The sequence below is a fragment of the Bordetella genomosp. 13 genome (assembly GCF_007679965.1).
Taxonomy (GTDB): Bacteria; Pseudomonadota; Gammaproteobacteria; order Burkholderiales; family Burkholderiaceae_B; genus Bordetella.
On record NZ_VEHL01000004.1, the window covers coordinates 60,816 to 85,658 of the forward strand.

General features: G+C 67.4%; 24 protein-coding genes. 15 read left to right on the forward strand and 9 right to left on the reverse strand.

The genetic code is table 11. The features are described from left to right. The first annotated feature begins 11 nt into the window (after positions 1-11). From dxs to FS845_RS11645, 7 genes are all read left to right on the forward strand, one after another. Positions 12-1,874, forward strand: a complete 1,863-nt coding sequence (gene dxs / locus FS845_RS11615; protein ID WP_144634772.1) for a 1-deoxy-D-xylulose-5-phosphate synthase — start codon at positions 12-14, stop codon at positions 1,872-1,874. A gap of 160 nt (positions 1,875-2,034) precedes the next feature. After that, positions 2,035-2,832, forward strand: coding sequence for a GTP cyclohydrolase FolE2 (gene folE2 / locus FS845_RS11620; protein WP_144634775.1), 798 nt, complete (start codon positions 2,035-2,037; stop codon positions 2,830-2,832). A 207-nt stretch (positions 2,833-3,039) separates the two neighbouring features. Beyond that, positions 3,040-3,417, forward strand: a complete 378-nt coding sequence (gene rpsF, locus FS845_RS11625; RefSeq protein ID WP_144634778.1) for a 30S ribosomal protein S6 — start codon at positions 3,040-3,042, stop codon at positions 3,415-3,417. A 46-nt stretch (positions 3,418-3,463) separates the two neighbouring features. Further along, positions 3,464-3,787, forward strand: coding sequence for a primosomal replication protein N (gene priB / locus FS845_RS11630; RefSeq protein WP_144634781.1), 324 nt, complete (start codon positions 3,464-3,466; stop codon positions 3,785-3,787). A gap of 74 nt (positions 3,788-3,861) precedes the next feature. After that, the gene (gene rpsR, locus FS845_RS11635; protein ID WP_144634783.1) at positions 3,862-4,134 is read left to right on the forward strand and encodes a 30S ribosomal protein S18; all 273 of its coding nucleotides are present in this window, start codon (positions 3,862-3,864) and stop codon (positions 4,132-4,134) included. Positions 4,135-4,148: 14 nt separating this feature from the next. Beyond that, positions 4,149-4,604: a 50S ribosomal protein L9 gene (gene rplI, locus FS845_RS11640; protein WP_144634785.1), complete on the forward strand. Its 456-nt coding sequence runs from the start codon at positions 4,149-4,151 to the stop codon at positions 4,602-4,604. Between the two features lie 189 nt (positions 4,605-4,793). After that, complete coding sequence (locus tag FS845_RS11645) at positions 4,794-6,167, forward strand: replicative DNA helicase (protein WP_144634790.1); 1,374 nt, start codon at positions 4,794-4,796, stop codon at positions 6,165-6,167. 102 nt (positions 6,168-6,269) lie between these two features. On the opposite strand, the gene FS845_RS11650 is transcribed toward FS845_RS11645, so the two are convergent. Both FS845_RS11650 and FS845_RS11655 read right to left on the reverse strand, forming a co-directional pair. Next, a complete protein-coding gene (locus FS845_RS11650) occupies positions 6,270-7,250 on the reverse strand; it encodes a bile acid:sodium symporter family protein (protein WP_144634793.1) in 981 nt (326 codons plus the stop codon). Between the two features lie 92 nt (positions 7,251-7,342). Then, positions 7,343-8,041 (reverse strand): GntR family transcriptional regulator, encoded by a 699-nt coding sequence (locus tag FS845_RS11655; RefSeq protein ID WP_144634796.1) that lies wholly within the window; start codon positions 8,039-8,041, stop codon positions 7,343-7,345. 57 nt (positions 8,042-8,098) lie between these two features. Between FS845_RS11655 and FS845_RS11660 the strand changes: the two genes are divergently transcribed. Continuing rightward, positions 8,099-9,064: a Bug family tripartite tricarboxylate transporter substrate binding protein gene (locus tag FS845_RS11660; RefSeq protein WP_144634800.1), complete on the forward strand. Its 966-nt coding sequence runs from the start codon at positions 8,099-8,101 to the stop codon at positions 9,062-9,064. Positions 9,065-9,096: 32 nt separating this feature from the next. Continuing rightward, positions 9,097-9,783, forward strand: coding sequence for an RraA family protein (locus FS845_RS11665; protein ID WP_144634803.1), 687 nt, complete (start codon positions 9,097-9,099; stop codon positions 9,781-9,783). Between the two features lie 88 nt (positions 9,784-9,871). On the opposite strand, the gene pdxA is transcribed toward FS845_RS11665, so the two are convergent. The 4 genes from pdxA to FS845_RS11685 all read right to left on the reverse strand — a co-directional run bounded on the left by pdxA (position 9,872) and on the right by FS845_RS11685 (position 13,592). Continuing rightward, on the reverse strand, positions 9,872-10,858 hold the full coding sequence (gene pdxA, locus FS845_RS11670) for a 4-hydroxythreonine-4-phosphate dehydrogenase PdxA (RefSeq protein ID WP_144634806.1): 987 nt from the start codon (positions 10,856-10,858) through the stop codon (positions 9,872-9,874). A 2-nt stretch (positions 10,859-10,860) separates the two neighbouring features. Next, on the reverse strand, positions 10,861-12,585 hold the full coding sequence (locus tag FS845_RS11675; RefSeq protein WP_144634809.1) for a PhoH family protein: 1,725 nt from the start codon (positions 12,583-12,585) through the stop codon (positions 10,861-10,863). Between the two features lie 84 nt (positions 12,586-12,669). Next, on the reverse strand, positions 12,670-13,134 hold the full coding sequence (locus FS845_RS11680) for a peroxiredoxin (RefSeq protein ID WP_144634812.1): 465 nt from the start codon (positions 13,132-13,134) through the stop codon (positions 12,670-12,672). Further along, complete coding sequence (locus tag FS845_RS11685) at positions 13,134-13,592, reverse strand: Mth938-like domain-containing protein (protein WP_144634815.1); 459 nt, start codon at positions 13,590-13,592, stop codon at positions 13,134-13,136. The genes FS845_RS11680 and FS845_RS11685 overlap by 1 nt, the downstream gene beginning before the upstream one ends. Before the next feature lie 191 nt (positions 13,593-13,783). Here FS845_RS11685 and alaC point away from each other — a divergent pair, with 191 nt between their 5' ends. From alaC to FS845_RS11705, 4 genes are all read left to right on the forward strand, one after another. Then, complete coding sequence (gene alaC, locus FS845_RS11690) at positions 13,784-15,040, forward strand: alanine transaminase (RefSeq protein ID WP_144634818.1); 1,257 nt, start codon at positions 13,784-13,786, stop codon at positions 15,038-15,040. Between the two features lie 60 nt (positions 15,041-15,100). Further along, the gene (locus FS845_RS11695; RefSeq protein WP_144634821.1) at positions 15,101-16,405 is read left to right on the forward strand and encodes a homoserine dehydrogenase; all 1,305 of its coding nucleotides are present in this window, start codon (positions 15,101-15,103) and stop codon (positions 16,403-16,405) included. Positions 16,406-16,474: 69 nt separating this feature from the next. Continuing rightward, entirely contained in the window at positions 16,475-17,884 is a 1,410-nt protein-coding gene (gene thrC / locus FS845_RS11700) for a threonine synthase (RefSeq protein ID WP_144634824.1), read from the forward strand. A gap of 153 nt (positions 17,885-18,037) precedes the next feature. Beyond that, positions 18,038-18,259, forward strand: coding sequence for a YgdI/YgdR family lipoprotein (locus tag FS845_RS11705; RefSeq protein WP_144634827.1), 222 nt, complete (start codon positions 18,038-18,040; stop codon positions 18,257-18,259). Between the two features lie 113 nt (positions 18,260-18,372). On the opposite strand, the gene FS845_RS11710 is transcribed toward FS845_RS11705, so the two are convergent. Further along, on the reverse strand, positions 18,373-19,398 hold the full coding sequence (locus FS845_RS11710) for a class 1 fructose-bisphosphatase (RefSeq protein WP_144634830.1): 1,026 nt from the start codon (positions 19,396-19,398) through the stop codon (positions 18,373-18,375). 531 nt (positions 19,399-19,929) lie between these two features. Further along, positions 19,930-22,638, reverse strand: coding sequence for an aminopeptidase N (gene pepN, locus FS845_RS11715; protein WP_144634833.1), 2,709 nt, complete (start codon positions 22,636-22,638; stop codon positions 19,930-19,932). 121 nt (positions 22,639-22,759) lie between these two features. Here pepN and FS845_RS11720 point away from each other — a divergent pair, with 121 nt between their 5' ends. Continuing rightward, on the forward strand, positions 22,760-23,404 hold the full coding sequence (locus FS845_RS11720) for a DUF4136 domain-containing protein (RefSeq protein ID WP_144634836.1): 645 nt from the start codon (positions 22,760-22,762) through the stop codon (positions 23,402-23,404). Positions 23,405-23,495: 91 nt separating this feature from the next. Here the strand turns inward: FS845_RS11720 and FS845_RS11725 are convergent, their stop codons facing one another. Beyond that, complete coding sequence (locus FS845_RS11725) at positions 23,496-23,873, reverse strand: H-NS family nucleoid-associated regulatory protein (protein WP_144634839.1); 378 nt, start codon at positions 23,871-23,873, stop codon at positions 23,496-23,498. Positions 23,874-24,012: 139 nt separating this feature from the next. Between FS845_RS11725 and FS845_RS11730 the strand changes: the two genes are divergently transcribed. After that, positions 24,013-24,834, forward strand: a complete 822-nt coding sequence (locus FS845_RS11730; RefSeq protein WP_409929291.1) for a carbon-nitrogen hydrolase family protein — start codon at positions 24,013-24,015, stop codon at positions 24,832-24,834. The last annotated feature ends 9 nt before the right edge of the window (positions 24,835-24,843 follow it).

Sequence of the window (24,843 nt, forward strand, 5' to 3'; positions counted from 1 at the left end):
CGATACCCCGTATGACCACAGATATCCTGGACCGCATCGCTTCCCCCGCAGAACTGCGACGCCTCGACCGCCGCGAACTCAAGCGCCTGGCCGACGAGCTGCGCGGCTTCGTGCTCGAATCGGTCTCGCGCACGGGCGGCCATCTGTCCTCCAATCTGGGCACGGTGGAACTGACGCTGGCGCTGCACTACGTGTTCGACACGCCGCACGACCGCATCGTGTGGGACGTCGGCCACCAGTCCTATCCGCACAAGATCCTCACGGGCCGCCGCGACGGCATGGCCCGCCTGCGCCAGCAGGGCGGCATCTCGGGCTTTCCCAAGCGCAGCGAATCCGAATACGACGCCTTCGGCACCGCGCACTCGTCCACCTCCATCTCGGCCGCGCTGGGCATGGCCGTGGCCTCGCGCAACGCGGGCATCCCGCGCCAGCACATCGCCGTCATCGGCGACGGCGCCATGTCGGCGGGCATGGCCTTCGAGGCCATGAACAACGCGGGCGTCACGCCCGACGTCAACCTGCTGGTGGTGCTCAACGACAACGACATGTCGATTTCGCCGCCGGTGGGCGCGCTCAATCGCTACCTGGCGCGCCTGATGTCCGGCCGCTTCTATGCGACCGCGCGCAACGTTGGCAAGGCCGTTCTGCAGCACGTGCCGCCCATGCTGGAACTGGCGCGCCGCTTCGAAGAGCACGCCAAGGGCATGGTCACGCCGGCCACGATGTTCGAAGAGCTGGGCTTCAACTACGTCGGCCCCATCGACGGGCACGATCTGGACGCGCTGGTACCCACCCTGCAGAACCTGCGCCAGCTGCAGGGCCTGCAGTTCCTGCACGTGGTTACGCGCAAGGGGCAGGGCTACAAGCTGGCCGAGGCCGATCCCGTGCTGTATCACGGCCCCGGCAAGTTCGATCCCGCGGTCGGTATCCAGAAGGCCAAGACGCCTTCCAAGAAGACCTTCACGCAGGTGTTTGGCCAGTGGCTGTGCGACACCGCGCAGCAGGACGAACGCCTGGTCGGCATCACGCCCGCCATGCGAGAGGGCAGTGGCCTGGTCGAGTTCGAGCAGCGTTTCCCGCAACGGTATTTCGACGTGGGCATCGCCGAGCAGCACGCCGTGACCTTCGCCGCCGGCCTGGCCTGCGAGGCCCAGAAGCCGGTGGTCGCCATCTATTCGACCTTCCTGCAGCGCGGCTACGACCAGTTGATCCATGACGTGGCGCTGCAGAACCTGGACGTCACCTTCGCGCTGGACCGCGCCGGCCTGGTCGGCGCCGACGGCGCCACGCATGCCGGCAACTACGACATCGCCTACCTGCGCTGCGTGCCCAACATGGTGGTGGCCACGCCGTCCGACGAGAACGAGACCCGGCTGCTGCTGACGACCTGTTATCTGCACCCCGGCCCCGCCGCCGTGCGCTATCCGCGCGGCGCGGGCGTGGGCGCGCCCACCGCCGAGTCGCTGGACGCCGTGCCGCTGGGCAAGGGCGTGGTGCGCCGCGAAGGCCGCCGCATCGCCATCCTGGGCTTCGGCACGCTGGTGCAGGCCGCGCTGCAGGCGGCGGAAACGCTGGACGCTACGGTGGCCGACATGCGCTTCGTCAAGCCGATCGACCGCGAGCTGATCCTCGACCTGGCCGCGCGCCACGAGGCGCTGGTCACGGTGGAGGAGGCTGCCATCATGGGCGGCGCCGGCAGCGCCGTCGTCGAGGCACTGAACGAAGCGGGCATCACCATCCCCGTGCTGCAACTGGGGCTGCCCGACCAGTTCATCGACCACGGCGACCAGGCTGCGCTGCTGGCCGGCCTGGGGCTGGACGCGGCCGGCATCGCGTCCTCCATCCGTACCCGTTTCGGCCAGGCGCAGGACTGATCCGCGCGCAACACCCGGGCGGCGCGGAACGCACTGTTGCGCCGCGCCCGCCTGTCGTCAAAAGGGTTTTCCCCGACCCCGCCGTGGATTTGGGTCATAATGGCCCTCCAGTTTGTTTCCAGCGAGCGCGCGTGGCGCGCGCCCTGAACAGGTAAGCGACATGAATTCCCCGATCGATCCCGCCGTGGTGATGCCCGATGTGCAAAGCTCCGCGGACACGCGGCACATCCCCATCCAGCGCGTCGGTATCCGCGGCGTGCGCCACCCCATGCTCGTGCAGGCCGCGGACGGCAGCGCGCAGCCCACGGTGGGCACCTGGACGCTGACGGTGGCCCTGCCGCCCGAGGAAAAGGGCACGCACATGTCCCGCTTCATCGCCCTGCTCGAGAAGCACCGTGCCACGCCGGTCACGCCGGCGCGATTCGCCGACATGGCGCGCGAGATGCTGACCCTGCTGCACGCCGAGCGCGGCGACATCACTGTCACCTTCCCGTATTTCATCAACAAGTCGGCCCCCGTGTCGGGCGTGCAGAGCCTGCTGGACTACGAAGTCCAGTGGATCGCCCGCGCCAACGGCGACGACGTCGAGTTCGAACTGGTGGCTCTGGTGCCGGTCACCAGCCTGTGCCCCTGTTCCAAGGCCATTTCCAACTATGGCGCGCACAACCAGCGCTCGCACGTCACCGTGTCGGCCGTGCTGGATGGCGACGTGGCCATGGACCAGGTCATCCGCTTGGTCGAGGACGAGGCTTCGTGCGAGCTGTGGGGCCTGCTCAAGCGCCCCGACGAGAAATACGTCACCGAACGCGCCTACGACAACCCCAAGTTCGTCGAAGACCTGGTGCGCGACGTCGCGGCCCGCCTGCAGGCCCATCCGGGCATCGCGCGCTTCCGCGTCGAGGCCGAGAATTTCGAGTCCATCCACAACCACTCGGCCTACGCCGTGGTCGAGGGCTGATCGCCCGGCCGGCATCCCGGGGTCGGTCCCCGGGGTTACATCCTGCCGTTGCGGTTCGTCAACGCTTTCCTTGCGATAGCGTGACAATTCGGCGATAATCGAAAGCTTTCTTGCTCGACTGCCATCTTCGCTGGCGGCGGGCTGCCCCTTGCGGACGGGCTGAATGGGTCCCGGTTTCCGCAAGACATCCTCAAGGAGTCTCACCCTATGCGTCACTACGAAGTAGTGTTCATCGTCCATCCCGACCAGAGCGAGCAAGTGCCCGCCATGGTCGAGCGCTACCAGTCGCTGGTCACGGGCAACGGCGGCGCCGTGCACCGTCTGGAAGACTGGGGCCGCCGTCAGCTGGCCTACCCGATCCAGAAGCTGGTCAAGGCCCACTACGTCTGCATCAACATCGAGTGCGGCCAGGCCACCCTGGACGAGCTCGAGCACTCGTTCCGCTACAACGACGCCGTGCTGCGCCACCTGGTCATCAAGACCAAGAAGGCCCCCACGGCCGCCTCGATCATGATGAAGTCGGTCGAGCGCGAAGAAGCCCGCAAGGCTTCGGCTGAAGCGACCGCGGCCCAGGCCGCCGAGTAAGCAGGACGACAGGCCGGACCCGTCGCCCGGCTCGTTGGAGCACAGCATGAACCTCGTGGAGCTGGACGTACGCGTACTCGAACGCGAACCCATGCGCCATACGCCAGGCGGACTGCCGGCGATCGAGTTCCTGTTCTCCCATGAGTCGGACGTGGTCGAGGCAGGGCATCCGCGCCGCGTCGCGCTCACCATTGCCGCAGTGGCATTGGGCGACCTGGCGATGTTGCTGGCCGAGGTCCCGCTGGGCACCGAACTGCGCGTACAGGGCTTCCTGGCCCCGGTGCGCAAGGATTCGGTAAAGCTCAGGCTGCATCTGCAGCGTGCGGGGCGCATCGCCGGCAGCGCCGGAGGCGATCCTGCCGTGGCATGACGGTTCGGACAATACAGATCAGGGCAGGCGAGACGGCCGATACGGCGCTCTCCGCCCAAGCAAACTAAAGGCACATCATGGCTTTCGGAAAACGCAAGGAAAAACGCAAATTCACGCAGCAGAACCCGCTCTTCAAGCGTCGCAAGTTCTGCCGCTTCACCGCTGCCGGCGTCGAAGAGATCGACTACAAGGATCTCGACACCCTGCGCGACTTCGTGCAAGAAAACGGCAAGATCATCCCGGCCCGCCTGACCGGCACCCGTGCGATCTATCAGCGCCAACTGGATACGGCCGTTAAGCGCGCCCGTTTCCTGGCCCTGCTGGCCTACACCGACAACCATAACTAATCCGGGGCGCTGACATGCAAGTTATCCTGCTCGAGAAAGTCGTCAACCTGGGCAACCTCGGCGAAGTCGTGCGCGTGCGCGACGGCTATGCCCGCAACTTCCTGATCCCGCAGAAGATGGCGCGCCGCGCCACCGACGCCGCGCTGAAGGAATTCGAAGCCCGCCGCGCCGAACTGGAAAAGATCCAGGCCGAGAAGCTGGCCGCCGCCCAGGCCCTGGGCGAGCGCGTCAACGGCTACCAGCTGAAGATCAACCAGAAGGCCGGCGTCGACGGCCGCCTGTTCGGTTCGGTCACCAACGCCGACATCGCCGAAGCCCTGCGCAAGTCGGGTTTCGATGGCATCGAAAAGGCGCAAGTGCGCCTGCCCAACGGCCACCTGAAGGCCGTCGGCGAGTACCCGCTGCAAGTGTCGCTGCACCCCGACGTGCTGGTCGACATCAACGTGCAAGTCGAAGGCGACATGGCCTGAGCCTGTCCCTCGCAGTTTCGAACCGGGGTCAGCAGACGGCCCCGGCTTCGACCTCAAGCCGGCCTGTGCCGGCTTTTTTCTTTGCGTCTTCCGCGTGGCCGCCGCAGCGTCCCGCCGCCCGCCGCAACGGCGTGGCCCGCCGCCTTCGCGCCCGTCCCGCGTCCGCCGCCCAGGGTTACTATTGCATCCATGAATACTCCCGCCGATCCCCAGCTTGAATACCTGCGCGTTCCGCCTCACTCGGTCGAGGCCGAACAGGCCGTCCTGGGCGGACTGCTGCTGGACAATGCGGCCTGGGACCGCATCGCCGACGTCCTGATCGAGGACGATTTCTACCGCCACGACCACCAGCTGATCTGGCATCACATCGCGCGCCTGATCGGCCTGGCGCGTCCGGCCGACGTCATCACCGTCAACGAATCGCTGCACAGCGCCGGCAAGTCGGAAGACGTCGGCGGCCTGGCCTACATCAACGCGCTGGCGCACAATACGCCGTCGGCGGCCAACATCCGCCGCTACGCGGAAATCGTGCGCGAGCGCTCCATGCTGCGCAAGCTGGTGTCGATCGCCGACGAGATCTCGTCCACCGCCTTCAACCCCCAGGGCAAGGAGGCGCGCCAGCTGCTGGACGAGGCCGAGTCCAAGGTGTTCAAGATATCCCAGGAAAGCGAGCGGGGCTCCGCTGGCTTCCAGGAGATCCAGCCGCTGCTCAGCCAGGTGGTCGAGCGCATCGACGAGCTCTATCACCGCGACAGCACCTCCGACGTGACTGGCGTGCCCACGGGCTTCGACGACCTGGACAAGATGACCTCCGGCCTGCAGGGCGGCGACCTCATCATCGTGGCTGGCCGTCCTTCCATGGGCAAGACCTCGTTCTCGATGAACATCGGCGAGCACGTCGCCATCGAGCAGGGCCTGCCCGTGGCCGTGTTCTCCATGGAAATGGGCGCGGTGCAGCTGGCCATGCGTATGCTGGGCTCGGTCGGCATGCTGGACCAGCACCGCATGCGCACCGGCAAGCTGATCGCCGAAGACTGGCCGCGCGTCACCCACGCGGTGCAGCTGATGCAGGACGCGCAGGTCTACATCGACGAGACGCCCGCGCTCAGTTCGATGGAAGTGCGCGCGCGCGCGCGCCGGCTGGCACGCCAGTGCGGCCAGCTGGGCCTGATCATCATCGACTACCTGCAACTGATGTCGGGCAACGGCTCGGGCGAGAACCGGGCCACCGAAGTGTCGGAAATCAGCCGCTCCCTCAAGGGCCTGGCCAAAGAGCTGAACTGCCCGCTGATCGCCCTGTCGCAGCTGAACCGAAGCCTGGAACAGCGGCCCAACAAGCGGCCCGTGATGAGCGACCTGCGCGAATCGGGCGCCATCGAACAGGACGCGGACGTGATCCTGTTCATCTATCGCGACGAGGTCTACAACCCCGACTCGCCGGACAAGGGCACGGCCGAGATCATCATCGGCAAGCAGCGTAACGGCCCCATCGGCACCGTGCGCCTGACCTTCCAGGGCATGAGCACGCGCTTCCTGAACTACACGGCGGCGCCGCAGTACTGACGCCAGCCCGCACTGGGCTGCAAAGCAAAAGGCCATGGCGCGAGCCATGGCCTTTTCGCATGCGGCGGCCAGACCGGCCCGAAGGCCGGCCGTCGCCGACCTTTATTCGTCGTCGCCGTCGGGGCGGCGGCCGTAGCGCGCGGCCAGCACCGCGCACACCATCAGCTGGATCTGGTGGAACAGCATCAGCGGCAGCACGATGGCGCCCACCGCCTGGCCGGCGAAGATGACCTGGGCCATGGGAATGCCGCTGGCCAGGCTCTTCTTCGAGCCGCAGAACAGCAGCGTGATGCGGTCGGGCAGGTTGAAGCCGAAGACCTTGCCCAGCAGCTGCGAGCCCAGCAGGGCCAGCGCCAGAATCACCGCGCAGCACACCACCAGGCCCAGCAGCGCCGGCACGGGCGTCTTCTGCCACAGGCCTTCGTTGACGGCCTCGGAGAACGCCGTGTAGACCACCAGCAGGATCGAGCCCTGGTCCACCCACTTCAGCATCGCGCGGCGCTTGGTGACCCACGCGCCGATCCACGGGCGCAGCAGCTGGCCCAGCACGAAGGGCAGCAGCAGTTGCAGCATGATCTTGCCCACCGCGTCGAACGAGATGGGCGCGCTGGCGGCCTGGGCGATCACCGTGCCCACCAGCAGCGGGGTCAGGAAAATGCCCAGCAGGCTGGATGCGGAGGCGCTGCACACCGCGGCGGGCACGTTGCCGCGCGCCATCGACGTGAAGGCGATGGCCGATTGCACCGTGGCGGGCAGGCAGCACAGGAACAGCACGCCCAGGTACAGCTCGGGCGTGACCAGCGGTTCCAGCACGGGCTTGAGCAGCAGGCCCAGCAGCGGAAACATGATGAACGTGGCGGTGAAGATCGTGGCGTGCAGGCGCCAGTGCGTGATGCCGGCCACGATGGCTTCGCGCGACAGGCGCGCGCCATGCAGGAAGAACAGCAGCGCGACGGCAAGGTTCGTGATCCAGCCGAAGATGACGATGCCTTGCCCATGCGCGGGCAGCAGGCTTGCGATGATGACGACGGTGATCAGCAGGAGGGTGAAGCGATCCGGCAAAAAGCGGGTGAGGCGTGACATGGGATGAGGCCAGAGAGACAGAAAAAGGGCGCGACTATTGTAGTGGCACGTGCGCGGCGGCACAGGGCGCGCAGCCGCGCGGGCATTGGCGTTCAGCCATTTGCAAGAACCAGGTCGGCATAGGCCTTGCCCTTGCCGATGATGTGGTCGCGCATGGCATCGGCGGCGGCCTGGGCATCGCCGGCGCAAACGGCGTCGACGATCGGTCCGTGTTCGGCATGCGAGGCTTGCAGCCGGCCGGGGCGGTCGAAGACATTGCGGCGGAAGCTGGCCAGGCGGCGGCGTGCGCCCACGATCTGCTCGACGATGACGGCGTTGCCCCCGCCCTGGTGCACGGCGTCGTGCAACTGCAGGTTGGCGGCCTCGTAGCCCACGCGGTCGCCGCGCTGCGATAGCTCGGCGCAGTGCTCGTGCAGGGCGCGCAGCCGGGCACGCTGCTCCGGCGCCATGCGGCTGGCCGCCAGCCGCGCCGCCACGCCTTCCGCCTCGCCCAGGTACTCCAGCAGCGCGATCAGTTCGTCGGCCGCCGGCCGGTGCACGAAGGTGCCCAGGCGCGGCACGATGTTCACCAGTTTCTGCGCCGCCAGCATCAGCAGGGCCTCGCGCACGGGGGTGCGGGACACCGCATAGGTGCGCGCCAGCGCCTTCTCGTCCAGCGCGGCGCCCGGCGCCAGGTGCCCGCGCTCGATTTCCCGTTCGATGAGGACACGGATGCGTTCCGGCGTGTTGCTGGGACGGCCGGCGGCAGCGATATCCGCAGATTCGGAGACTTGTGTAATTACGAGGGGCATGTAGATTATTACTGCCGTCTACAAAAACACCCAACGGTACCACAGGAGACACCCCTCATGATTCGATACGCGCGCGCCGCCGCTGCCTCGCTCGGCCTGCTCATTTCCGCCTCCGCCCTGGCGGAATTCCCCGAACGCCCCATCGTCGTCACCGTGCCCGTGCCGCCGGCCGGCATCATCGACCAGGTCACCCGCATCATCACGCCGGCCATGTCCAAGCGCCTGGGCCAGACCATCGTCGTCGAGAATCGTCCCGGCGCCAGCGGCAACATCGCCGCCAACAGCGTGGCCCGCGCCCATCCCGACGGCTACACGCTGCTGTCGGGCTATTCCATGTTTCACGTCGGCAATCCCGTGATGTTCAAGAACATCGACTGGGACCCGGTGCGCGACTTCTCCCCGGTCGCCATGCTGGTGGTGTCGCCGCACGTCGTGGCGGTGCATCCCTCGGTGCCCGTGAGTACGCTGAAGGAGTACGTGGACTACGCGCGCTCCCATCCGGGCAAGCTGAACTACGCCACGTCGGGCAACGGCTCGGTGCCGCACGTGGGCATGGAGCTCTTCAAGCAGACCAACCAGATCCAGGTGGTGCACGTGCCGTACAAGGGCGCGGGTCCCGCGGTGCAGGACGTGCTGGCCGGCAACGTCGAGAGCATCGTCGCCACGCTGCCTTCGGTGGCCAGCTTCATCAAGGCCGGCAAGCTGCGCGCGCTGGCGGTGGCCAGCAAGACGCGTTCGCCGCTGTTGCCCGACGTGCCTACCGCGGCCGAGGCCGGCTTCCCCGGTTTCGAGCTGGAAGCCTGGGTGGCCTTCTTCGCGCCTGCCAAGACGCCCCAGCCCGTCATCGACAAACTGTCCGCCGCCGTGAACGACGCCTTGAAGGACCCCGCGGTGGCGAAGTCGCTGGACGCCGCGGGCGCCTCGCCCAGCTATCTGTCGCCGGCAGATCTCGCGCGCCAGGTCGACGCCGACATCGCGCGGTGGCAGCCCGTCATCCGCAACGCCAACATCAAGGTCGACTGACCGCCTCTTCTTCTTCTTTCCGGGAAACAGCCATGACTACCCAAGACCGCAATGTCGCGCGCGCGGCCGAACTCGACTGCGCTTCGCTCAGCGATGCGCTGGACCGCCTGTCCATCGCAGGCCAATGCTACAAGATCAAGCCGCGCGATCCGTCCTTCCGCATGACGGGCCGGGCCTATACCGTGCAGTACGAACCCGCCACCACCAGCGAGGGCCACGTCGGCGAATTCATCGACGACGTCGAGCCGGGCAGCATCATCGTCATCGACAACCGGGGCCGCGACGACGTCGGCACCTGGGGCAACATCCTGACCGAGATGGCGCACCGCCGCGGCATGGCCGGCACGCTGATCGACGGCAACTGCCGCGACGTCGCGCTGTCGCGCAGCATCGGCTATCCCATCTTCAGCCGCGACTGGTGGATGCGCACCGGCAAGGGCCGCATCCAGCTCAAGGCCCTGCAGGTGCCCGTCACCATCGGCGGGGTGGTGGTCAATCCTGGCGACATCGTGCGCGGCGACGCCGACGGCGTGGTGGTGCTGCCGCGCAGCCATGAAGACGTGCTGCTGGACGTGGCCGAGGACATCACGCGCAAGGAGTCGGCCATCCGCGATGCGATCCGCGCCGGCGCGCGGCTGGACCAGGCGCGTATCCAGCATCAGTACCACGTGCTGCAGAGCCCCGAGTATCAGGAGGAGAGCCCGGCGGCGAAGGGCTAGGTTCGGGAGGAAGGGCCTGGCTGCGGGCGCGGCCTGGCCACGCGCTGGCTTTGCCCGCTTGCCGGCCTGGCGGATGGGAAGGACGCGTTCAGTCCCGCGGCGTCATCGCCAGCGCCAGGTCGAACGCCGCCACCAGCGAGGCATGGTCCGCCACGCCTTGCCAGGCGATGTCGAACGCCGTGCCGTGGTCGACGCTGGTGCGCACGAAGGGCAGCCCCACGGTGACGTTCACCCCGTGGTCCACGCCCAGGTACTTCACGGGGATCAGCCCCTGGTCGTGATATTGCGCGACCACGATGTCGAACTCGCCGCGGCGCGCTCGCATGAAGATGGTGTCGCCGGGCCAGGGGCCCGAGGCGTCCAGTCCTTCCGCGCGGGCCTGCGCGATGGCGGGCGCGATGACGTCGATGTCCTCGCGGCCGAACTTGCCGTCCTCGCCCGCATGGGGATTCAGTCCCGCCACGGCGATGCGCGGCCGGGCGATGCCCATCTGGCGGCAGGCGCGGTCGGCCAGCCGGATGGCACGCGCCTCGGCCGCGGGCGTGATGCGTGCGGGCACGTCCGCCAGCGCCACGTGGATGGTGACCAGCAGCACGCGCAGCTCGTCATTGGCCAGCATCATCGCGTAGTCGGCGGTGTGCGACTTTTCGGCCAGGATCTCGGTATGGCCCGGCTGGTCGATTCCGGCCAGGTGCATGGAATGCTTGTTCAGCGGCGCCGTGACGATGGCGCGCAGCGCGCCGGCCTGGGCGTCGTCGATGGCGGCGCAAAGATAGGCATAGGCCGCCGCGCCGGCCGCCGCGCTGACCTTGCCCACGGGCAGGTCGGCGGGCAGGGCGGTATGACATGCCACGACCTCGAGGCGTCCCGCCTCGCAGCGGGCCCGGCGCACCGAGTCGATCTCGACCACCTCGACGCGGGCGCCCAGCAGCTGCGCCGCGCGGCGCAGCGCGCCGGCATCGCCGTAGACCACCGTCGGCGCCCCCAGTCCCTGGGCATACGCCTTGACGATGATCTCCGGCCCGATGCCCGCGGCATCGCCCATGGTGAAGCCGACGGGCGCGTCGTGGCCCATGGCTACAGCACGTCGCCCGCGTAGTCGGCCAGGCGCGAGCGTTCGCCGCGCTGCAGGGTGATATGCCCCGCGTGCGGCCAGCCCTTGAAGCGGTCGACCACGAAGGTCAGGCCCGAACTGCCCTCGGTGAGGTAGGGCGTGTCGATCTGCGCCACGTTGCCCAGGCAGACCACCTTGGTGCCCGGGCCCGCGCGCGTGACCAGCGTCTTCATCTGCTTGGGCGTCAGGTTCTGCGCCTCGTCGATGATCAGGTACTTGTTCAGGAAGGTGCGGCCTCGCATGAAGTTCAGCGACTTCACCTTGATGCGCGAACGGATCAGGTCCATCGTGGCCGCGCGGCCCCAGTCGCCGCTGCCTTCGCCGTCGCCCATGTTGAGCACGTCGAGGTTGTCCTCGAGCGCGCCCATCCAGGGCATCATCTTCTCTTCCTCGGTGCCCGGCAGGAAGCCGATGTCCTCGCCCACCGGTACCGTGACGCGGGTCATGATGATTTCGGTGTAGCGCTTGGTCTCCAGCACCTGGGTGATGCCGGCGGCCAGGGCCAGCAGCGTCTTGCCGGTGCCCGCCTGGCCCAGCAGCGAGATGAAGTCGCACTCGGGATTCATCAGCAGGTTCAGCGCGAAGTTCTGTTCGCGGTTGCGCGCGGTGATGCCCCAGACGTTGTTCTTGCCGTGCGTGTAGTCGCGCAGCGTGGCCAGCACGGCCGTCTTGCCGCTGACCTCGCGCACCTGCGCGTACAGCGGCATCTGGCCTTCGAAGAACACGAACTGGTTGACCATGAACTGCGAGCACAGCGGGCCGCGGATGCGGTAGAACGTCGTGCCGCCCTGCTGCCACGACTCGACGTCCTTGCCGTGGCGGTTCCAGAAGTCCTCGGGCAGCTGCATCACGCCCGTGTACATCAGGTCGCTGTCTTCCAGGACGTGGTCGTTGTAGTAGTCCTCGGCCAGCATGCCCAGCGCGCGCGCCTTCAGGCGCATGTTGATGTCCTTGGACACCAGCACGACCTCGCGCTGCGGATACTTCTCCTGCAGGGCGCGCACCACGCCCAGGATCTGGTTGTCGGCCTTGCCCATGGGCAGGTCGGCGGGCAGGGTGCTGTGGATGGCCGTGGTCTGGAACATCAGGCGGCCGGTGGCGTCCTTGTTGCCCAGCGCGGACAGCGGCAGGCCGTCGTCCAGGTTGGAGATGTCCTGCACCAGCGAATCCAGAGAACGGCTGACCTGGCGGGCGTTGCGCGCCACCTCGGACATGCCCTTCTTCTGGTGGTCGAGCTCTTCCAGCGTCATCATCGGCAGGAAGATGTCGTGCTCCTCGAAGCGGAACAGCGAGCTGGGGTCGTGCAGCAGCACGTTGGTGTCCAGCACGAACAGCTTGCGCACGGCCGATTGCGCGGCCGTCTTCGACTTGCGCGGGGCGGCCGCGGGCGTCGCGGCGGACGGGGCAGCCGGCGCCTGCGCCTTGCCGGCGCGCGGCGCGGCGGGCTGCCGCGCGGTGGCGGGCCTGGCCGGCTTCTGGGCCGGAACGGTGGCCGGCATGTCCAGCGCCTCGAGCACCTCGTCGTCCTCGACGGGGGCGCGCAGCGCGGCCATGCCGGCCAGTTCGGGTTGCACAGACAGATTGCCGGCGGCAGCGGGTTTCTCGGTACGGACGGATGCTCGGGCGGCTTCGCCCTTCGGGAAGGTCAGGATGGCTGCGGGGCGGGTGGGCAACTTCGGAAGCGGCATACGCATCACTCTCCTGTGTGGGCTATGGGCCCTGGGCGGCTACGAGACCTGGAAAACGGGACCTGCGGGTTGCTGCGGGGAACGTCAGCCGATGCTGCGGGCGGCCTGCAGGACCTCCTTGGCATGGTTGGGGACCTTCACGCCGCGCCACTCCTGCACCAGCACGCCGTAGGCGTCGACCAGGAAGGTGCTGCGCTCGATTCCGCGCACCAGCTTGCCGTACATGTTCTTCTGTTTGATGACGCCATACAGGTTGCAGACGTTCTCGTCCGTGTCGGCGATCAGCGGAAAGGGCAGGTCGTACTTGACGCGGAAATTCTCGTGGGACTTGAGCGAGTCGCGCGAGATGCCGATGACCACCGTGCTGGAGGCGAGGAACTCGCCGTGCGCGTCGCGGAAGTCCTGGCTCTCGGTGGTGCAGCCGGGCGTGTTGTCCTTGGGATAGAAGTACAGGATCACGGCGCGGCCGCGGCATTGCTCGAGGGACAGCGGCCCGATCGTGCTTTCGGCGACGAACAGCGGCGCGGGCTTGCCTATCAGGGCGGTCATCAGGAAGAGGCTCCGTCGGTGGGGATCAGGGCGACGACCACGCGCCGTCCTTCAGCCATCAGGATGTTGTAGGTACGGGCGGCGGCTTCGGTATCCATGGCCTCGACCCCGATGCCGGCGGCCAGCAGCGGGCGCAGGACCTCGGGCGGCAGCATGCGCTGGCGACGGCCCGTGCCGATGAGCAGCACTTCCGGCGCATTGGCGGGGCGGGCGGGCGCGTTGTGCTCGGGCTCGTCCAGGAAGGACATCGGGTCGCGCGCGGCCAGCGAGATGCCGGCGGCCTGCTGGAGAAGCGCGGAGGTGATGTCGGCCGGCGATCTGGCCGGCCATTCGGCGACCGCGCCTTCGGGGCCGAAGGCTACCGAATGGGAAAAGCGTACCTGGTTGACCTCGATATAGCCTTCACCATAGGCGGTGACGGTATTGAGCGCCATCGCAGGATCGTTATGCAGCTTCAATAAAAACTCCGCTAGACGGTTCGATGATAGCGCATCGCATGGCGCGGCGCCGCAGGGGAATTAAGGGGGCGGGGACGGCTTGTTCCTATTTGCCGCCCAGCCGTGCTTACGATAGATTACAGGGTTTGCCCGCGAATATTCCCGCGCGCCCTCGTTCTCTTCCCGCCCCATTTTCAGGACCGGTCCCCACCATGAGGAAGTTCTCCCGCATCGAGCGCCTGCCGCCGTACGTGTTCAACATCACGGCCGAGCTCAAGATGGCGGCGCGCCGCCGCGGCGAGGACATCATCGACATGTCCATGGGCAACCCCGACGGCGCCACGCCCAAGCACATCGTCGACAAGCTGGTCGAGGCCTCCATGCGGCCCACCACGCATGGCTATTCGGTGTCCAAGGGCATTCCGCGGCTGCGCAAGGCCATCTGCGACTGGTACCAGCGCCGCTACGACGTCCAGTTCGATCCCGACTCCGAAGCCATCGTCACCATCGGCTCGAAGGAAGGCCTGGCGCACCTGATGCTGGCCACGCTCGACCAGGGCGACACGGTGCTGGTGCCCAATCCCAGCTATCCCATCCACATCTACGGCGCGGTCATCGCCGGCGCCAACATCCGTTCGGTGCGCATGACGCCGGGCGTGGACTTCTTCGAGGAACTGGAGCGCGCGGTGCGCGAATCCATTCCCAAGCCCAAGATGATGATCCTGGGCTTTCCCAGCAACCCCACCGCGCAGTGCGTCGACCTGGCGTTCTTCGAGCGCGTGGTGGCGCTGGCGCGCGAGCACGACATCCTGGTGGTGCACGACCTGGCCTATGCCGACATCTGCTTCGACGGCTACGTGGCGCCGTCCATCATGCAGGTGCCCGGCGCGCGCGAGGTCGCGGTCGAGTTCTTCACCATGAGCAAGAGCTACAACATGGCCGGCTGGCGCATCGGCTACATGGTGGGCAACCGCGAGCTGGTCAATGCGCTGGCGCGCATCAAGAGCTACCATGACTACGGCACCTTCACGCCCATCCAGGTCGCGTCCATCGCGGCGCTGGAGGGCCCGCAGGACTGCGTGAGCGAAGTCGTCGAGCAGTACAAGGCGCGCCGCGACGTGCTGGCGCGCGGCCTGCACGAGGCAGGCTGGAACGTCGAGGTGCCCAGGGCCTCGATGTACATATGGGCCCGCATCCCCGAGCCCTATCGCGCCATGGGCTCGCTCGAGTTCGCCAAGCGCGTGCTGTCCGAGGCCAAGGTCGCCGTCTCGCCCGGCGTGGGCTTCGGCGAATACGGCGACGAGTACGTGCGCTTCGCGCTCATCGAGAACGAGCAGCGCACCCGCCAGGCGGTGCGCGGCATCAAGGAAATGTTCCGCAAGGACGGACTGCCGGGCGCGTCCGCGCGGCCGTCCGAAGGACACGCGCCTTCCCGCGGGGAAGGGTCGCGCAGCGACAACGAGGCTTAAACCATGATCCAGGCTGTACAACCCCTACACTCCGAGTCCTCCGCGCCCACGGCGCAGGGCATGCAACCGATGCGAGTCGGCCTCCTGGGCCTGGGCGTGGTGGGCGGCGGCACCTGGACGGTGCTGGCGCGCAACGCCGAGGAAATCGCCCGCCGCGCGGGCCGCCGCATCGAGGTCGCGCGCATCGCCGTGCGCGACGTCGAGAAGGCCCGCAGCAAGGTGGGCGAGGGCGTCGAGGTGTCCACCGACGGCCACGCGCTGGTGCGCGATCCGCAGATCGACATCGTGGTCGAACTCATCGGTGGCGACACGCTGGCGCGCGAGCTGGTGCTCGAGGCCATCGCGCAGGGCAAGCACGTGGTCACCGCCAACAAGGCGCTGCTGGCCAAGCACGGCAACGAGATCTTCGCCGCGGCCTCCGAGCGCGGCGTGATGGTTGCGTTCGAAGCCGCCGTGGCCGGCGGCATCCCCATCATCAAGGCCATCCGCGAGGGCCTCACCGCCAATCGCATCCAGTGGGTGGCCGGCATCATCAACGGCACCACCAACTTCATCCTGTCCGAGATGCGCACACGCGGCCTGCCGTTCGCCGACGTGCTGGCCGAAGCCCAGCGCCTGGGCTACGCCGAAGCCGATCCCACCTTCGACGTCGAGGGCGTGGACGCCGCGCACAAGCTGACGCTGCTGGCTTCGCTGGCCTTCGGCGTGCCGGTGCAGTTCAATCGCGCGCACATCGAAGGCATCTCGCAGCTGGCCCAGGAAGACATCGGCCACGCCGAGAAGCTGGGCTACCGCATCAAGCTGCTGGGCATCACCAAACGCCGCGCCGAGGGCATCGAGCTGCGCGTGCATCCGGCCCTGGTGCCCGCCGAGCGCCTGCTGGCCAACGTCGAGGGCGCGATGAACGCGGTGCTGGTGCGCGGCGATGCCGTGGGCCCGACGCTGTACTACGGCCAGGGCGCCGGCGAAGAGCCCACCGCCTCGGCGGTGGTGGCCGACCTGGTCGACGTCACCCGCCTGCACACCGCCGATCCGGGCAACCGCGTGCCGCACCTGGCGTTCCAGCCCGATGCGCTGTCCGACGTGCAGATCCTGCCGATCGAGCAGGTCAGCACGTCCTATTACCTGCGCGTGCGCGTCGACGACCAGCCCGGCGTGCTGGCCGACATCGCGCGCATTCTTGCCGACCGCGGCATCTCCATCGGCTCCATGATCCAGCAGCCGTCGCACATCGGCGGCGCCGATCTCATCTTCCTGACGCACGAGGCGCTGGAAGGGGACGTCGACCAGGCCATCGCCAGCATCGAGTCCACCTCCTTCGTCCGTTCCAAGGTCACGCGCCTGCGCATCGAGCACCTGGCCTGACCCGCGTTCAACCGTCTTGCGCCCCGCGAGGGGCGCGCCAGCCTTTCGGGGCTGCCCAGCGAGGCTGACATGAAGTACGTATCCACCCGCGGCGGCATGGCCCCGCAAGCCTTCTCCGACATCCTGCTCGAGGGCCTGGCGCCCGACGGCGGCCTGGCCGTGCCCGGGACCCTGCCGCGCGTCGACGCGGCCACGCTCGAATCCTGGCGCGGCCTGTCGTACGCCGACCTGGCGTTCGAGGTGCTGTCGCGCTTCGCCACCGACATCCCGGCCGACGACCTGCGCGGCCTGACCCGCGCGGCCTATCGCCAGGGCGTCTTCAACAGCGAGGACATCGTGCCGCTGCGTCCGCTGTCCGACGGGCTGCACCTGCTGGGCCTGTCCGAGGGCCCCACGCTGGCCTTCAAGGACATGGCCATGCAGTTCCTGGGCCAGGTCTTCGAGTACGTGCTCACGCGCCGCGGCACCACGCTGAACATCCTGGGCGCCACATCCGGCGACACGGGGTCCGCGGCCGAGTACGCCCTGCGCGGCAAGCGCGGCGTGGCCGTGTTCATGCTGTCGCCGCACGGCCGCATGAGCGCCTTCCAGCGTGCGCAGATGTATTCGCTGCAGGACGAGAACATCCACAACATCGCCGTGCATGGCGTATTCGACGAGGCCCAGGACATCGTCAAAGCCCTGTCCAGCGACCTGCAGTTCAAGACGCGCTGGCGCCTGGGTGCGGTCAACTCCATCAACTGGGCGCGCATCGCGTCGCAGGTGGTGTACTACTTCCGCGGCTGGCTGGCCGCCACCACCGGCGCCGGCCAGCAGGTGTCGTTCGCCGTGCCCTCGGGCAATTTCGGCAACATCCTGTCGGGCCACATCGCCCGCCGCATGGGCCTGCCGATCCGCCGCCTGGTGCTGGCCACCAACGAGAACAACGTGCTGGAGGAATTCTTCCGGACGGGCATCTATCGTCCGCGCGCCCCGGCCCAGACCTACGCCACCTCCAGCCCGTCGATGGACATCTCGCGCGCGTCCAACTTCGAGCGCTTCGTCTACGACCTGGTGGATGCCGATCCGGAGCGCGTGAAGGCCCTGTGGGCCGACCTGGCACGCGACGGCCAGTTCGATCTCTCGGACCAGCTGTCGCGCTTCGACGCCGACCACGGCTTCGTGGCGGGCGCAAGCACGCATGCCGACCGCCTGTCCACCATCAAGTCCACGTACGACACGTGCGGCGTGCTGATCGACCCGCACACCGCCGACGGCGTGAAGGTGGCGCGCCAGTACATCGAGCCGGGCATCCCCATGCTGGTGCTGGAGACCGCGCTGCCGGCCAAGTTCTCCGAGACCATCGAGGCCGCGCTGGGCCAGCCCGCGCCGCCGCCGGCCGCGCTCGCCAACCTGGAGTCGCTGCCGCAGCGCGTCACCGTGCTGGATTGCGATACGGTGTCGGTGCGGCGCTACATCGAAGACCACGCCAAAGTGTAAGACTTCGGTACGCGGGCCTTGGATTCCCCGGGCCGGGGATACAAGGCCTGACATACCCGGGCAGGCTTTACATTTTCCAGACATCCGGTCACGGTAGCGAGGCCGGGCCGCCTCTACAGTGGAGTCACCCTCATGACAACACACGGAGGCTTTATGAGCCCGAAAACCCTGATGATGGTAATCGCCGTCTCCAGCATGGCGGTGTTGGCCGGCTGCTCCACGCCGACCATCATCCACAAGAACGACGGTACGCAGATCACCACCGCCGATCGGCCGAAGTACAACGACGACAGCGGCTTCTACGAATACAACCAGGGTGGACGCGTCATCCGCGTCAACAAGGATGACGTGAAGTCCATCGAGGACGTCGACTGACGCGACGTCCGGCCAGCGCCATCGCCGGCCATGGGGCCGCGCCCATTGCGGTGCGCGCCCGGCAAGGCCAGGGCCCGCGGATCACGCCGACGTGATCCGCGGGCCCTGTGTCTTCATGCCTTCGAGGCGGCCTCGGCGTGGTACTTGCCCACGCGCTCCACTTCGTTCTTCGAGCCCAGGATCACGCTGACGCGCTGGTGCAGCTTCTCGGGCTGCACGTCCAGGATGCGCTGCGTGCCGGTGATGGCCGCGCCGCCCGCCTGCTCGATCAGCATGCTCATGGGGTTGGCTTCGTACATCAGGCGCAGCTTGCCCGCCTTGCCCGGTTCGCGGGCATCCCAGGGGTACATGAAGATACCGCCGCGGGTCAGGATGCGATGCACGTCGGTGACCATCGAGGCCACCCAGCGCATGTTGTAGTCCTTGCCCAGCGGGCCGGTGGTGCCGGCCAGGCATTCGTCGATGTAGCGGCGCACCGGCGGCGCCCAGTGGCGCATGTTCGACATGTTGATGGCGAACTCCTTGGTGTCTTCCGGCACGCGCATGCTTTCGTGCGTCAGCACCCAGGAACCCATCTCGCGGTCCAGCGTGAAGCCCACCACGCCGTTGCCCACGGTCAGCACCAGCATGCTTTGCGGGCCGTACACCGCGTAGCCCGCAGCCACCTGCTGGCTGCCCGGCTGCAGGAAGTCCTGCTCGGTGATGGGCGTGGCGCCGTCCACGGTGTGCGGGGCGCGCAGCACCGAGAAGATGGTACCGATCGACACGTTGACGTCGATGTTCGACGAGCCGTCCAGGGGATCGAACAGCAGCAGGTATTCGCCCTTGGGATAGCGGTTCGGGATGGGATGGACGGTTTCCATCTCTTCAGAGGCCATGGCGGCCAGGTGGCCGCCCCATTCGTTGGCTTCCAGCAGGATCTCGTTGGACAGCACGTCCAGCTTCTTCTGCACTTCGCCCTGGACGTTCTCGCTTTCCAGGCTGCCGAGCACGCCGCCCAGCGCGCCCTTGCTGACGGCGTGGCTGATGGCCTTGCAGGCGCGCGCCACCACTTCGATGAGCAGCCGGACCTCGGGCTGCACCTGTTCGGCCGAACGCTGCTGTTCGACCAGGTATTGAGTGAGGGTTTTGCGTTTCATTGATTCTCCTGTCTTGATCGGTGGAGGGGTATTCGGGTGAGTCTGGTGTTCTTGATGTGAATCTGGTGGGTTCTTCAGGCGCCTGGGGATGCCAATGGGGTCGAGCCGGCCAAGTCGTTCGGCTCGGGCGCGCCATCAGGCGCCCTCGGTCCCGCTACGCGGGACTCCCCCGCCTCCAATTGGCCGGCTCGACCCCATTGGCCTCCCCAGGCTCGCAACGTCTCTGGTTCAAATGATCTCTCGTTTCACGTCCTGGGCTTGACCGCTCGCCTCACGTCCTGGGCTTGCAGGACGCAGAGACTCGGACGTCAGGTCGGGGCATGTCATTGCAGTGAGTCCTCGGCGGGGGTGGGGCACGCGGCCTGGCCAATTGGAGGAGGGGAAGTCCCCGAAGGGGACCGAGGGCGCCTGATGGCGCGCCCGAGCCCGACGACTTGGCCGGCCCGCGTGCCCCACCCCCGCCGAGGACGCCCTACGAAGAAACACCACCTCAAAAGAAACACCACCTCAACCACCCAGCCCAAGCCCCGTTTACCCCTGCGCCGCGAACTCCAAAGCCTTCGACGTGATCTCCAATACGTTCCGCGACAGCCCGGGATGCGCGCTGACCGCCTGCAGCGCCTGCTGCATGGGCTGGCGCAGCGCCGGCACGAAGCGCGACCAGTTGTCCAGCGCGCGCGCCAGGCGTGCGGCGACCTCGGGATTCAGCGCGTCCAGCGCGATGACCTGTTCCGTCCAGTAGGCATAGCCCTGGCCGTCGGCGCGGTGCATGCCGCGTGCGTTGTTCAGGCAGAACTGGAACACCAGGGCGCGGGCGCGGTTGGGGTTGCGCAGCGTGAAGGCGGGGTGCTGCATCAGCGCGCGCACGGTTTCCACCGTGGCAGAACGCGACGTGGCCTGCAGCGTGAACCACTTGTCGACCACCAGCGGGTCGTTCTTCCAGCGTTCGTAGAAGGCCTCCAGCGCCTGCGCGGGAGCGTCGCCCGTGCCGTAGTTCAGCAGCGCCGACAGTGCGGCCATGCTGTCGGTCATGTTGCCGGCGGACGCATATTGCTGCTGAGCCAGCGCCTGCGCGCCGTCGAGGCCGGCGGCCATCAGGTGCGCCAGCGCCTGGTTCTTCAGCGCGCGGCGGCCGGCGGGGCCGGGGGCGGGGCTGTATTCGCCGGGCGTCTGGTTGGCGTCGAAGGCGGCGCGCCATTCGGCGTGCAGGCGGCGGCCCAGTTCGGCGCGCAGGTAGTCGCGCGCGGCGGCCAGCGCCGGCGGATCGATCTGCGCCATGCGCTCGGCCAGCGTCTTCTCGGACGGCAGCGTCAGCGTGCGCGCCCGGTATGCGGCATCCAGCGCCGGGTCGGTCAGCAGGGCGCGCCAGGCCTCGACGAAGGCATCGTCGGCGTGCAGCGCGTCGCCCGTCTGGTGCTGGCGGGCCAGCGCCAGGATCTGCCGCGTGGCCAGCTCCTGGCCGGCCTCCCAGCGCGCGAACGGATCGGTGTCGTGCGCGGACAGCAGCGCCAGGTCGGCATCGCTCCAGCCGTACTCGACGATGACGGGCGCGGAGAAGCCGCGCAGCAGCGACGGCACGGGCGCCGAAGGCACGCCCTCGAAGACCCATTGCTGGCGCGCGGTGGTCAGTTCGAGCAGGGCGGTTTCCTGCTCGCGGCCCTCGTGGCGCAGCAGGATGGGCTCGCCCTGGCGATCCAGCAGGCCCAGCGCGAACGGAATGTGGAAGGGCTGCTTGGCGGCTGTGCCCGCGCGGCGTTCGACGCCCACCGGCTGGCACTGCTGCGCCAGCGTCACGGTGCAGCGCTGCGCGGCGGCATCGTAGTCCAGCGTGACGGCCACGCGCGGCGTGCCGGCCTGGCGGTACCAGTTGCGGAACACTTCCAGGTCGCGCCCGGGATGCTGCCGGACGTAGACCGATTCCATGGCGGCGACGAAGTCGTCGCAGGTGACGGCCTGGCCGTCGTGGCGGCGGAAGTACTCGTCCATGCCCGCGCGAAAGCCTTCCTCGCCCAGCAGCGTGTGCTGCATGCGGATGACCTCCGAGCCCTTCTCGTACACCGTGGCGGTGTAGAAGTTGCCGATCTCCTGGTAGCTGTCGGGACGGATGGGATGCGCCATGGGGCCTGCATCCTCGGGGAACTGCGCCGCGCGCAGCGTGGCCACGTCGTCGATGCGCTTGACCGCGCGGGCGCTGGCGGCCGCGGCCGGATCGAGGTCGCGCGCCATCATGTCGGCGCTGAATTCCTGATCGCGGAAGACGGTGAGGCCTTCCTTCAGGCTGAGCTGGAACCAGTCTCGGCAGGTGACGCGGTTGCCGGTCCAGTTGTGGAAGTATTCATGGCCGATGACCGATTCGATGCCTTCGTAGTTGGCGTCCGTGGCGGTGTCGGCGTCGGCCAGCACGTAGGCCGCGTTGAAGATGTTCAGGCCCTTGTTTTCCATGGCGCCCATGTTGAAGTCGCGCACGGCGACCACCATGAAGCGGTCCAGGTCCAGTTCCAGGCCGAAACGCGCTTCGTCCCAGCGCAGCGCGCGCACCAGCGAATCGAGCGCCCATTGCGTGCGCGATTCCGAGCCGGGATCGCTATAGACCTGCAGCAGCACTTCGCGGCCCGAGGCCGTGTTGACGCGGGTCTCGCGGTGAGTCAGGCGGCCCGCCACCAGCGCGAACAGGTAGCAGGGCTTGGGGAAGGGGTCTTCCCACTGGGCCTCGCCGCGGCCGTCGGGCAGTTGGCTCGTGGAGATGAGATTGCCGTTGGACAGCAGCAGCGGGTATGCGGCGGGCGCGCGCAGCGTGACGCGGTAGCGCGACATGACGTCGGGACGGTCGGCGAACCAGGTGATGCGCCGGAAGCCCTCGGCCTCGCACTGCGTGAAGAAGCTGTCGCCGGAGACGTACAGGCCCATCAGCGTGGAATTGGCGGCCGGATGGCAGCGGCTGACGGTCTCGATCTCGGCGCGTTCCGGCAGGCCGGAGATGGCCAGCACGTGGGCGCCGACGGTGTATTGCTCGGCCGGCCAGGGCTGGCCGTTGACCAGCAGCGACACCAGTTCGAGCGCTTCGCCGTCCAGTTGCAGCGCGGCGTCGGGGGCCGCGTCGGCACGGCGTTCGACCTGCATGGTGCAGCGCACCGTGGTGGTCTGCGGGTCGAGGTCGAACTCCAGCGCCACCTGCGGGATTGCGTACGGATAGGGCCGGTAATCCTTGCGGTAAATCGTCACGGGCATGTCGGTACGCATGGGCTTTCCAGGATGCAGAGGGAAGACCGGGTTATTGTAGTGGCATGCCGCGCGAAAACTTTCCAGACTGCGCGCGGTCGTATCTGCATGTCGCCCAAGCAGGGCGCGGAGGAATCAAGTCATGTCCCACTTCTCCTGGTCGCGCGGCCTGCGCATGGCCGGGGCGTCTCTGGCGCTGGGCAGCGTGCTGCTGGCCGGCTGCGCGGCGCCCACTGTCTCGACGCACGTCACGTCCTTCCAGCGCTGGCCCCAGGGCGTGGAAGGGCAGCGCTATGCCTTCGCCGTGGTGCCGCCCGAGCAGGCGAACAACCTCGAATACCAGGCTTACCGGGATACGATGCGCGCCGGCCTTGGAGCCACCGGCCTGGTCGAGGCCGCCGCCGGCCAGCCGGCCCGGTTCTCCGTGTCGTACAGTTACGGCACGTCGCAAACCACCGTCATGACGCGGCAGGCCTACGATCCGTACATGTATGGCGGTTATCCCGGCTATTACGGACCGCGCCGTTGGGGCTACGGCTTCTGGGGACCGGGTTTCTGGGGCCCAGAATGGGTCGACGTGCCGGAACCGGCGTTCCGCCATAGCCTGAATGTCGAGATCCACGACCGCGAGCGCGGCGGGGCGGAAGTCTATCGCTCGTCGTCCTATACCCTGAGCCGCGGCGACAATCTTTTGCGGGCCATGCCTTATCTGGTGCGCGCCATATTCGACGGTTTTCCCGGCAACAACGGCAGCGAGCGGCAGATCGAATATCCGGTCGGCCGGTAGGCTGCCCAATGGGTCGCGTCGATAATCATTGACGCGCCAATGAAAATGGCGCGCCGGGGCGCGCCATTTCTTTGCGGCAAATACCCTGCGATTATGCAGCGATCAGGAAGCTGGCGCGATCGGCGCCATTGGCTTCCTCGGCAGCCAGCCAGCGCGGCGCCTTGCCGCGGCCGCTCCAGGTTTCGCCGGTCTGCGGGTGGCGGTACTTGGGCGCCACGGCGCGCTTGGCGGCGCCGGTCGATGCGGCCTTGCGGCGGCCGCCAGCGGACGGGGCGCGGGCGGCGGGTTTGGCGGCGCCGAAGGCGGTCGCGATTTCCTCGGGAGTAATATCGTAGTCGCGCATCGACTTGACGATGGAAGCAAGCACCGGCTTGCGGCGCTTGGTCAGCAAGACCTCGGCCCGCTTCTGGAGCTTGTTGATTTCCTTTTCGATCTTGGCTTGCTGGGTAGCGTAAGACTCACGGGGCATGGTTTATTCCTGATTATCAATAGTTGATAGCCTTCGCCGGCTGTAGAACAAGTTACTGCTTTGGTTTTGTGCGTGAATAATACTCGGTTATTGCGTTCCAACTGTATCTGAACAGAGACAATTTTGTATCATGACTGAAATGCAATCGAAAGAATTGTCGGGCTCATGGCGCGTGGCTGCTGTCCAGATGGTCAGTACGCCAAACGTCGCTGAAAACCTGGAACAGGCCGGCGAGTTAATCCGCAAGGCCGCCGAATCTGGCGCCCGCCTGGTCGCTCTGCCCGAATACTTCTGTTTCATGGGCAAGCGGGATATCGACAAATTTGCGATTAAAGAGACCGAAGGCCAGGGGCCGATCCAGGCGTTCCTGGCGGGCCTGGCCGCCCAGCTGGGGATCTGGATCGTGGGCGGCACGCTGCCCCTGGCATGCCCGGATCCGAACCGCGTATTCAATACCGCGTTCGTATATGGGCCGGACGGCGGCCAGCGCGCGCGCTACGACAAAATCCATCTGTTCAATTTCCAGCGCGGCGCCGAGTCCTATGACGAATCGGTGGCCATTCACGCAGGCACCACGGTGCAGACCTTCGACGCGCCATGCGGCCCGGTCGGGCTGTCCACCTGCTATGACCTGCGCTTTCCCGAGCTGTATCGCGCGATGGGGCAGGTCAGCCTGATACTGGTGCCCGCGGCATTTACGTACACCACCGGCCGCGCGCATTGGGAAGTGCTGCTGCGCGCCCGCGCCATCGAGAATCAATGTTACATACTGGCGCCCGCGCAGGGCGGCAAACATCCCAACGGCCGCCGCACGTGGGGACATTCCATGCTGATCGACCCGTGGGGCGATATCGTGGACGTGCTGCCCGAAGAGCCTGGCGTGATCGGGGGTACGATAGAGGCTGATCGCCTGTCCGAGGTGCGGGCCGCGTTGCCCGCCCTGCGTCACCGAGTCCTGTAGACGACATCC

What these genes read in the sequence shown, in the direction of transcription:
- dxs (WP_144634772.1), top strand. Translation starts at nt 12, where the DNA reads ATGACCACAGATATCCTGGACCGCATCGCTTCCCCCGCAGAACTGCGA.
- folE2 (WP_144634775.1), top strand. Translation starts at nt 2,035, where the DNA reads ATGAATTCCCCGATCGATCCCGCCGTGGTGATGCCCGATGTGCAAAGC.
- rpsF (WP_144634778.1), top strand. Translation starts at nt 3,040, where the DNA reads ATGCGTCACTACGAAGTAGTGTTCATCGTCCATCCCGACCAGAGCGAG.
- priB (WP_144634781.1), top strand. Translation starts at nt 3,464, where the DNA reads ATGAACCTCGTGGAGCTGGACGTACGCGTACTCGAACGCGAACCCATG.
- rplI (WP_144634785.1), top strand. Translation starts at nt 4,149, where the DNA reads ATGCAAGTTATCCTGCTCGAGAAAGTCGTCAACCTGGGCAACCTCGGC.
- FS845_RS11645 (WP_144634790.1), top strand. Translation starts at nt 4,794, where the DNA reads ATGAATACTCCCGCCGATCCCCAGCTTGAATACCTGCGCGTTCCGCCT.
- FS845_RS11650 (WP_144634793.1), bottom strand. Translation starts at nt 7,250, where the DNA reads ATGTCACGCCTCACCCGCTTTTTGCCGGATCGCTTCACCCTCCTGCTG.
- FS845_RS11655 (WP_144634796.1), bottom strand. Translation starts at nt 8,041, where the DNA reads ATGCCCCTCGTAATTACACAAGTCTCCGAATCTGCGGATATCGCTGCC.
- FS845_RS11660 (WP_144634800.1), top strand. Translation starts at nt 8,099, where the DNA reads ATGATTCGATACGCGCGCGCCGCCGCTGCCTCGCTCGGCCTGCTCATT.
- FS845_RS11665 (WP_144634803.1), top strand. Translation starts at nt 9,097, where the DNA reads ATGACTACCCAAGACCGCAATGTCGCGCGCGCGGCCGAACTCGACTGC.
- pdxA (WP_144634806.1), bottom strand. Translation starts at nt 10,858, where the DNA reads ATGGGCCACGACGCGCCCGTCGGCTTCACCATGGGCGATGCCGCGGGC.
- FS845_RS11675 (WP_144634809.1), bottom strand. Translation starts at nt 12,585, where the DNA reads ATGCCGCTTCCGAAGTTGCCCACCCGCCCCGCAGCCATCCTGACCTTC.
- FS845_RS11680 (WP_144634812.1), bottom strand. Translation starts at nt 13,134, where the DNA reads ATGACCGCCCTGATAGGCAAGCCCGCGCCGCTGTTCGTCGCCGAAAGC.
- alaC (WP_144634818.1), top strand. Translation starts at nt 13,784, where the DNA reads ATGAGGAAGTTCTCCCGCATCGAGCGCCTGCCGCCGTACGTGTTCAAC.
- FS845_RS11695 (WP_144634821.1), top strand. Translation starts at nt 15,101, where the DNA reads ATGCAACCGATGCGAGTCGGCCTCCTGGGCCTGGGCGTGGTGGGCGGC.
- thrC (WP_144634824.1), top strand. Translation starts at nt 16,475, where the DNA reads ATGAAGTACGTATCCACCCGCGGCGGCATGGCCCCGCAAGCCTTCTCC.
- FS845_RS11705 (WP_144634827.1), top strand. Translation starts at nt 18,038, where the DNA reads ATGAGCCCGAAAACCCTGATGATGGTAATCGCCGTCTCCAGCATGGCG.
- FS845_RS11710 (WP_144634830.1), bottom strand. Translation starts at nt 19,398, where the DNA reads ATGAAACGCAAAACCCTCACTCAATACCTGGTCGAACAGCAGCGTTCG.
- pepN (WP_144634833.1), bottom strand. Translation starts at nt 22,638, where the DNA reads ATGCGTACCGACATGCCCGTGACGATTTACCGCAAGGATTACCGGCCC.
- FS845_RS11720 (WP_144634836.1), top strand. Translation starts at nt 22,760, where the DNA reads ATGTCCCACTTCTCCTGGTCGCGCGGCCTGCGCATGGCCGGGGCGTCT.
- FS845_RS11725 (WP_144634839.1), bottom strand. Translation starts at nt 23,873, where the DNA reads ATGCCCCGTGAGTCTTACGCTACCCAGCAAGCCAAGATCGAAAAGGAA.
- FS845_RS11730 (WP_409929291.1), top strand. Translation starts at nt 24,013, where the DNA reads ATGCAATCGAAAGAATTGTCGGGCTCATGGCGCGTGGCTGCTGTCCAG.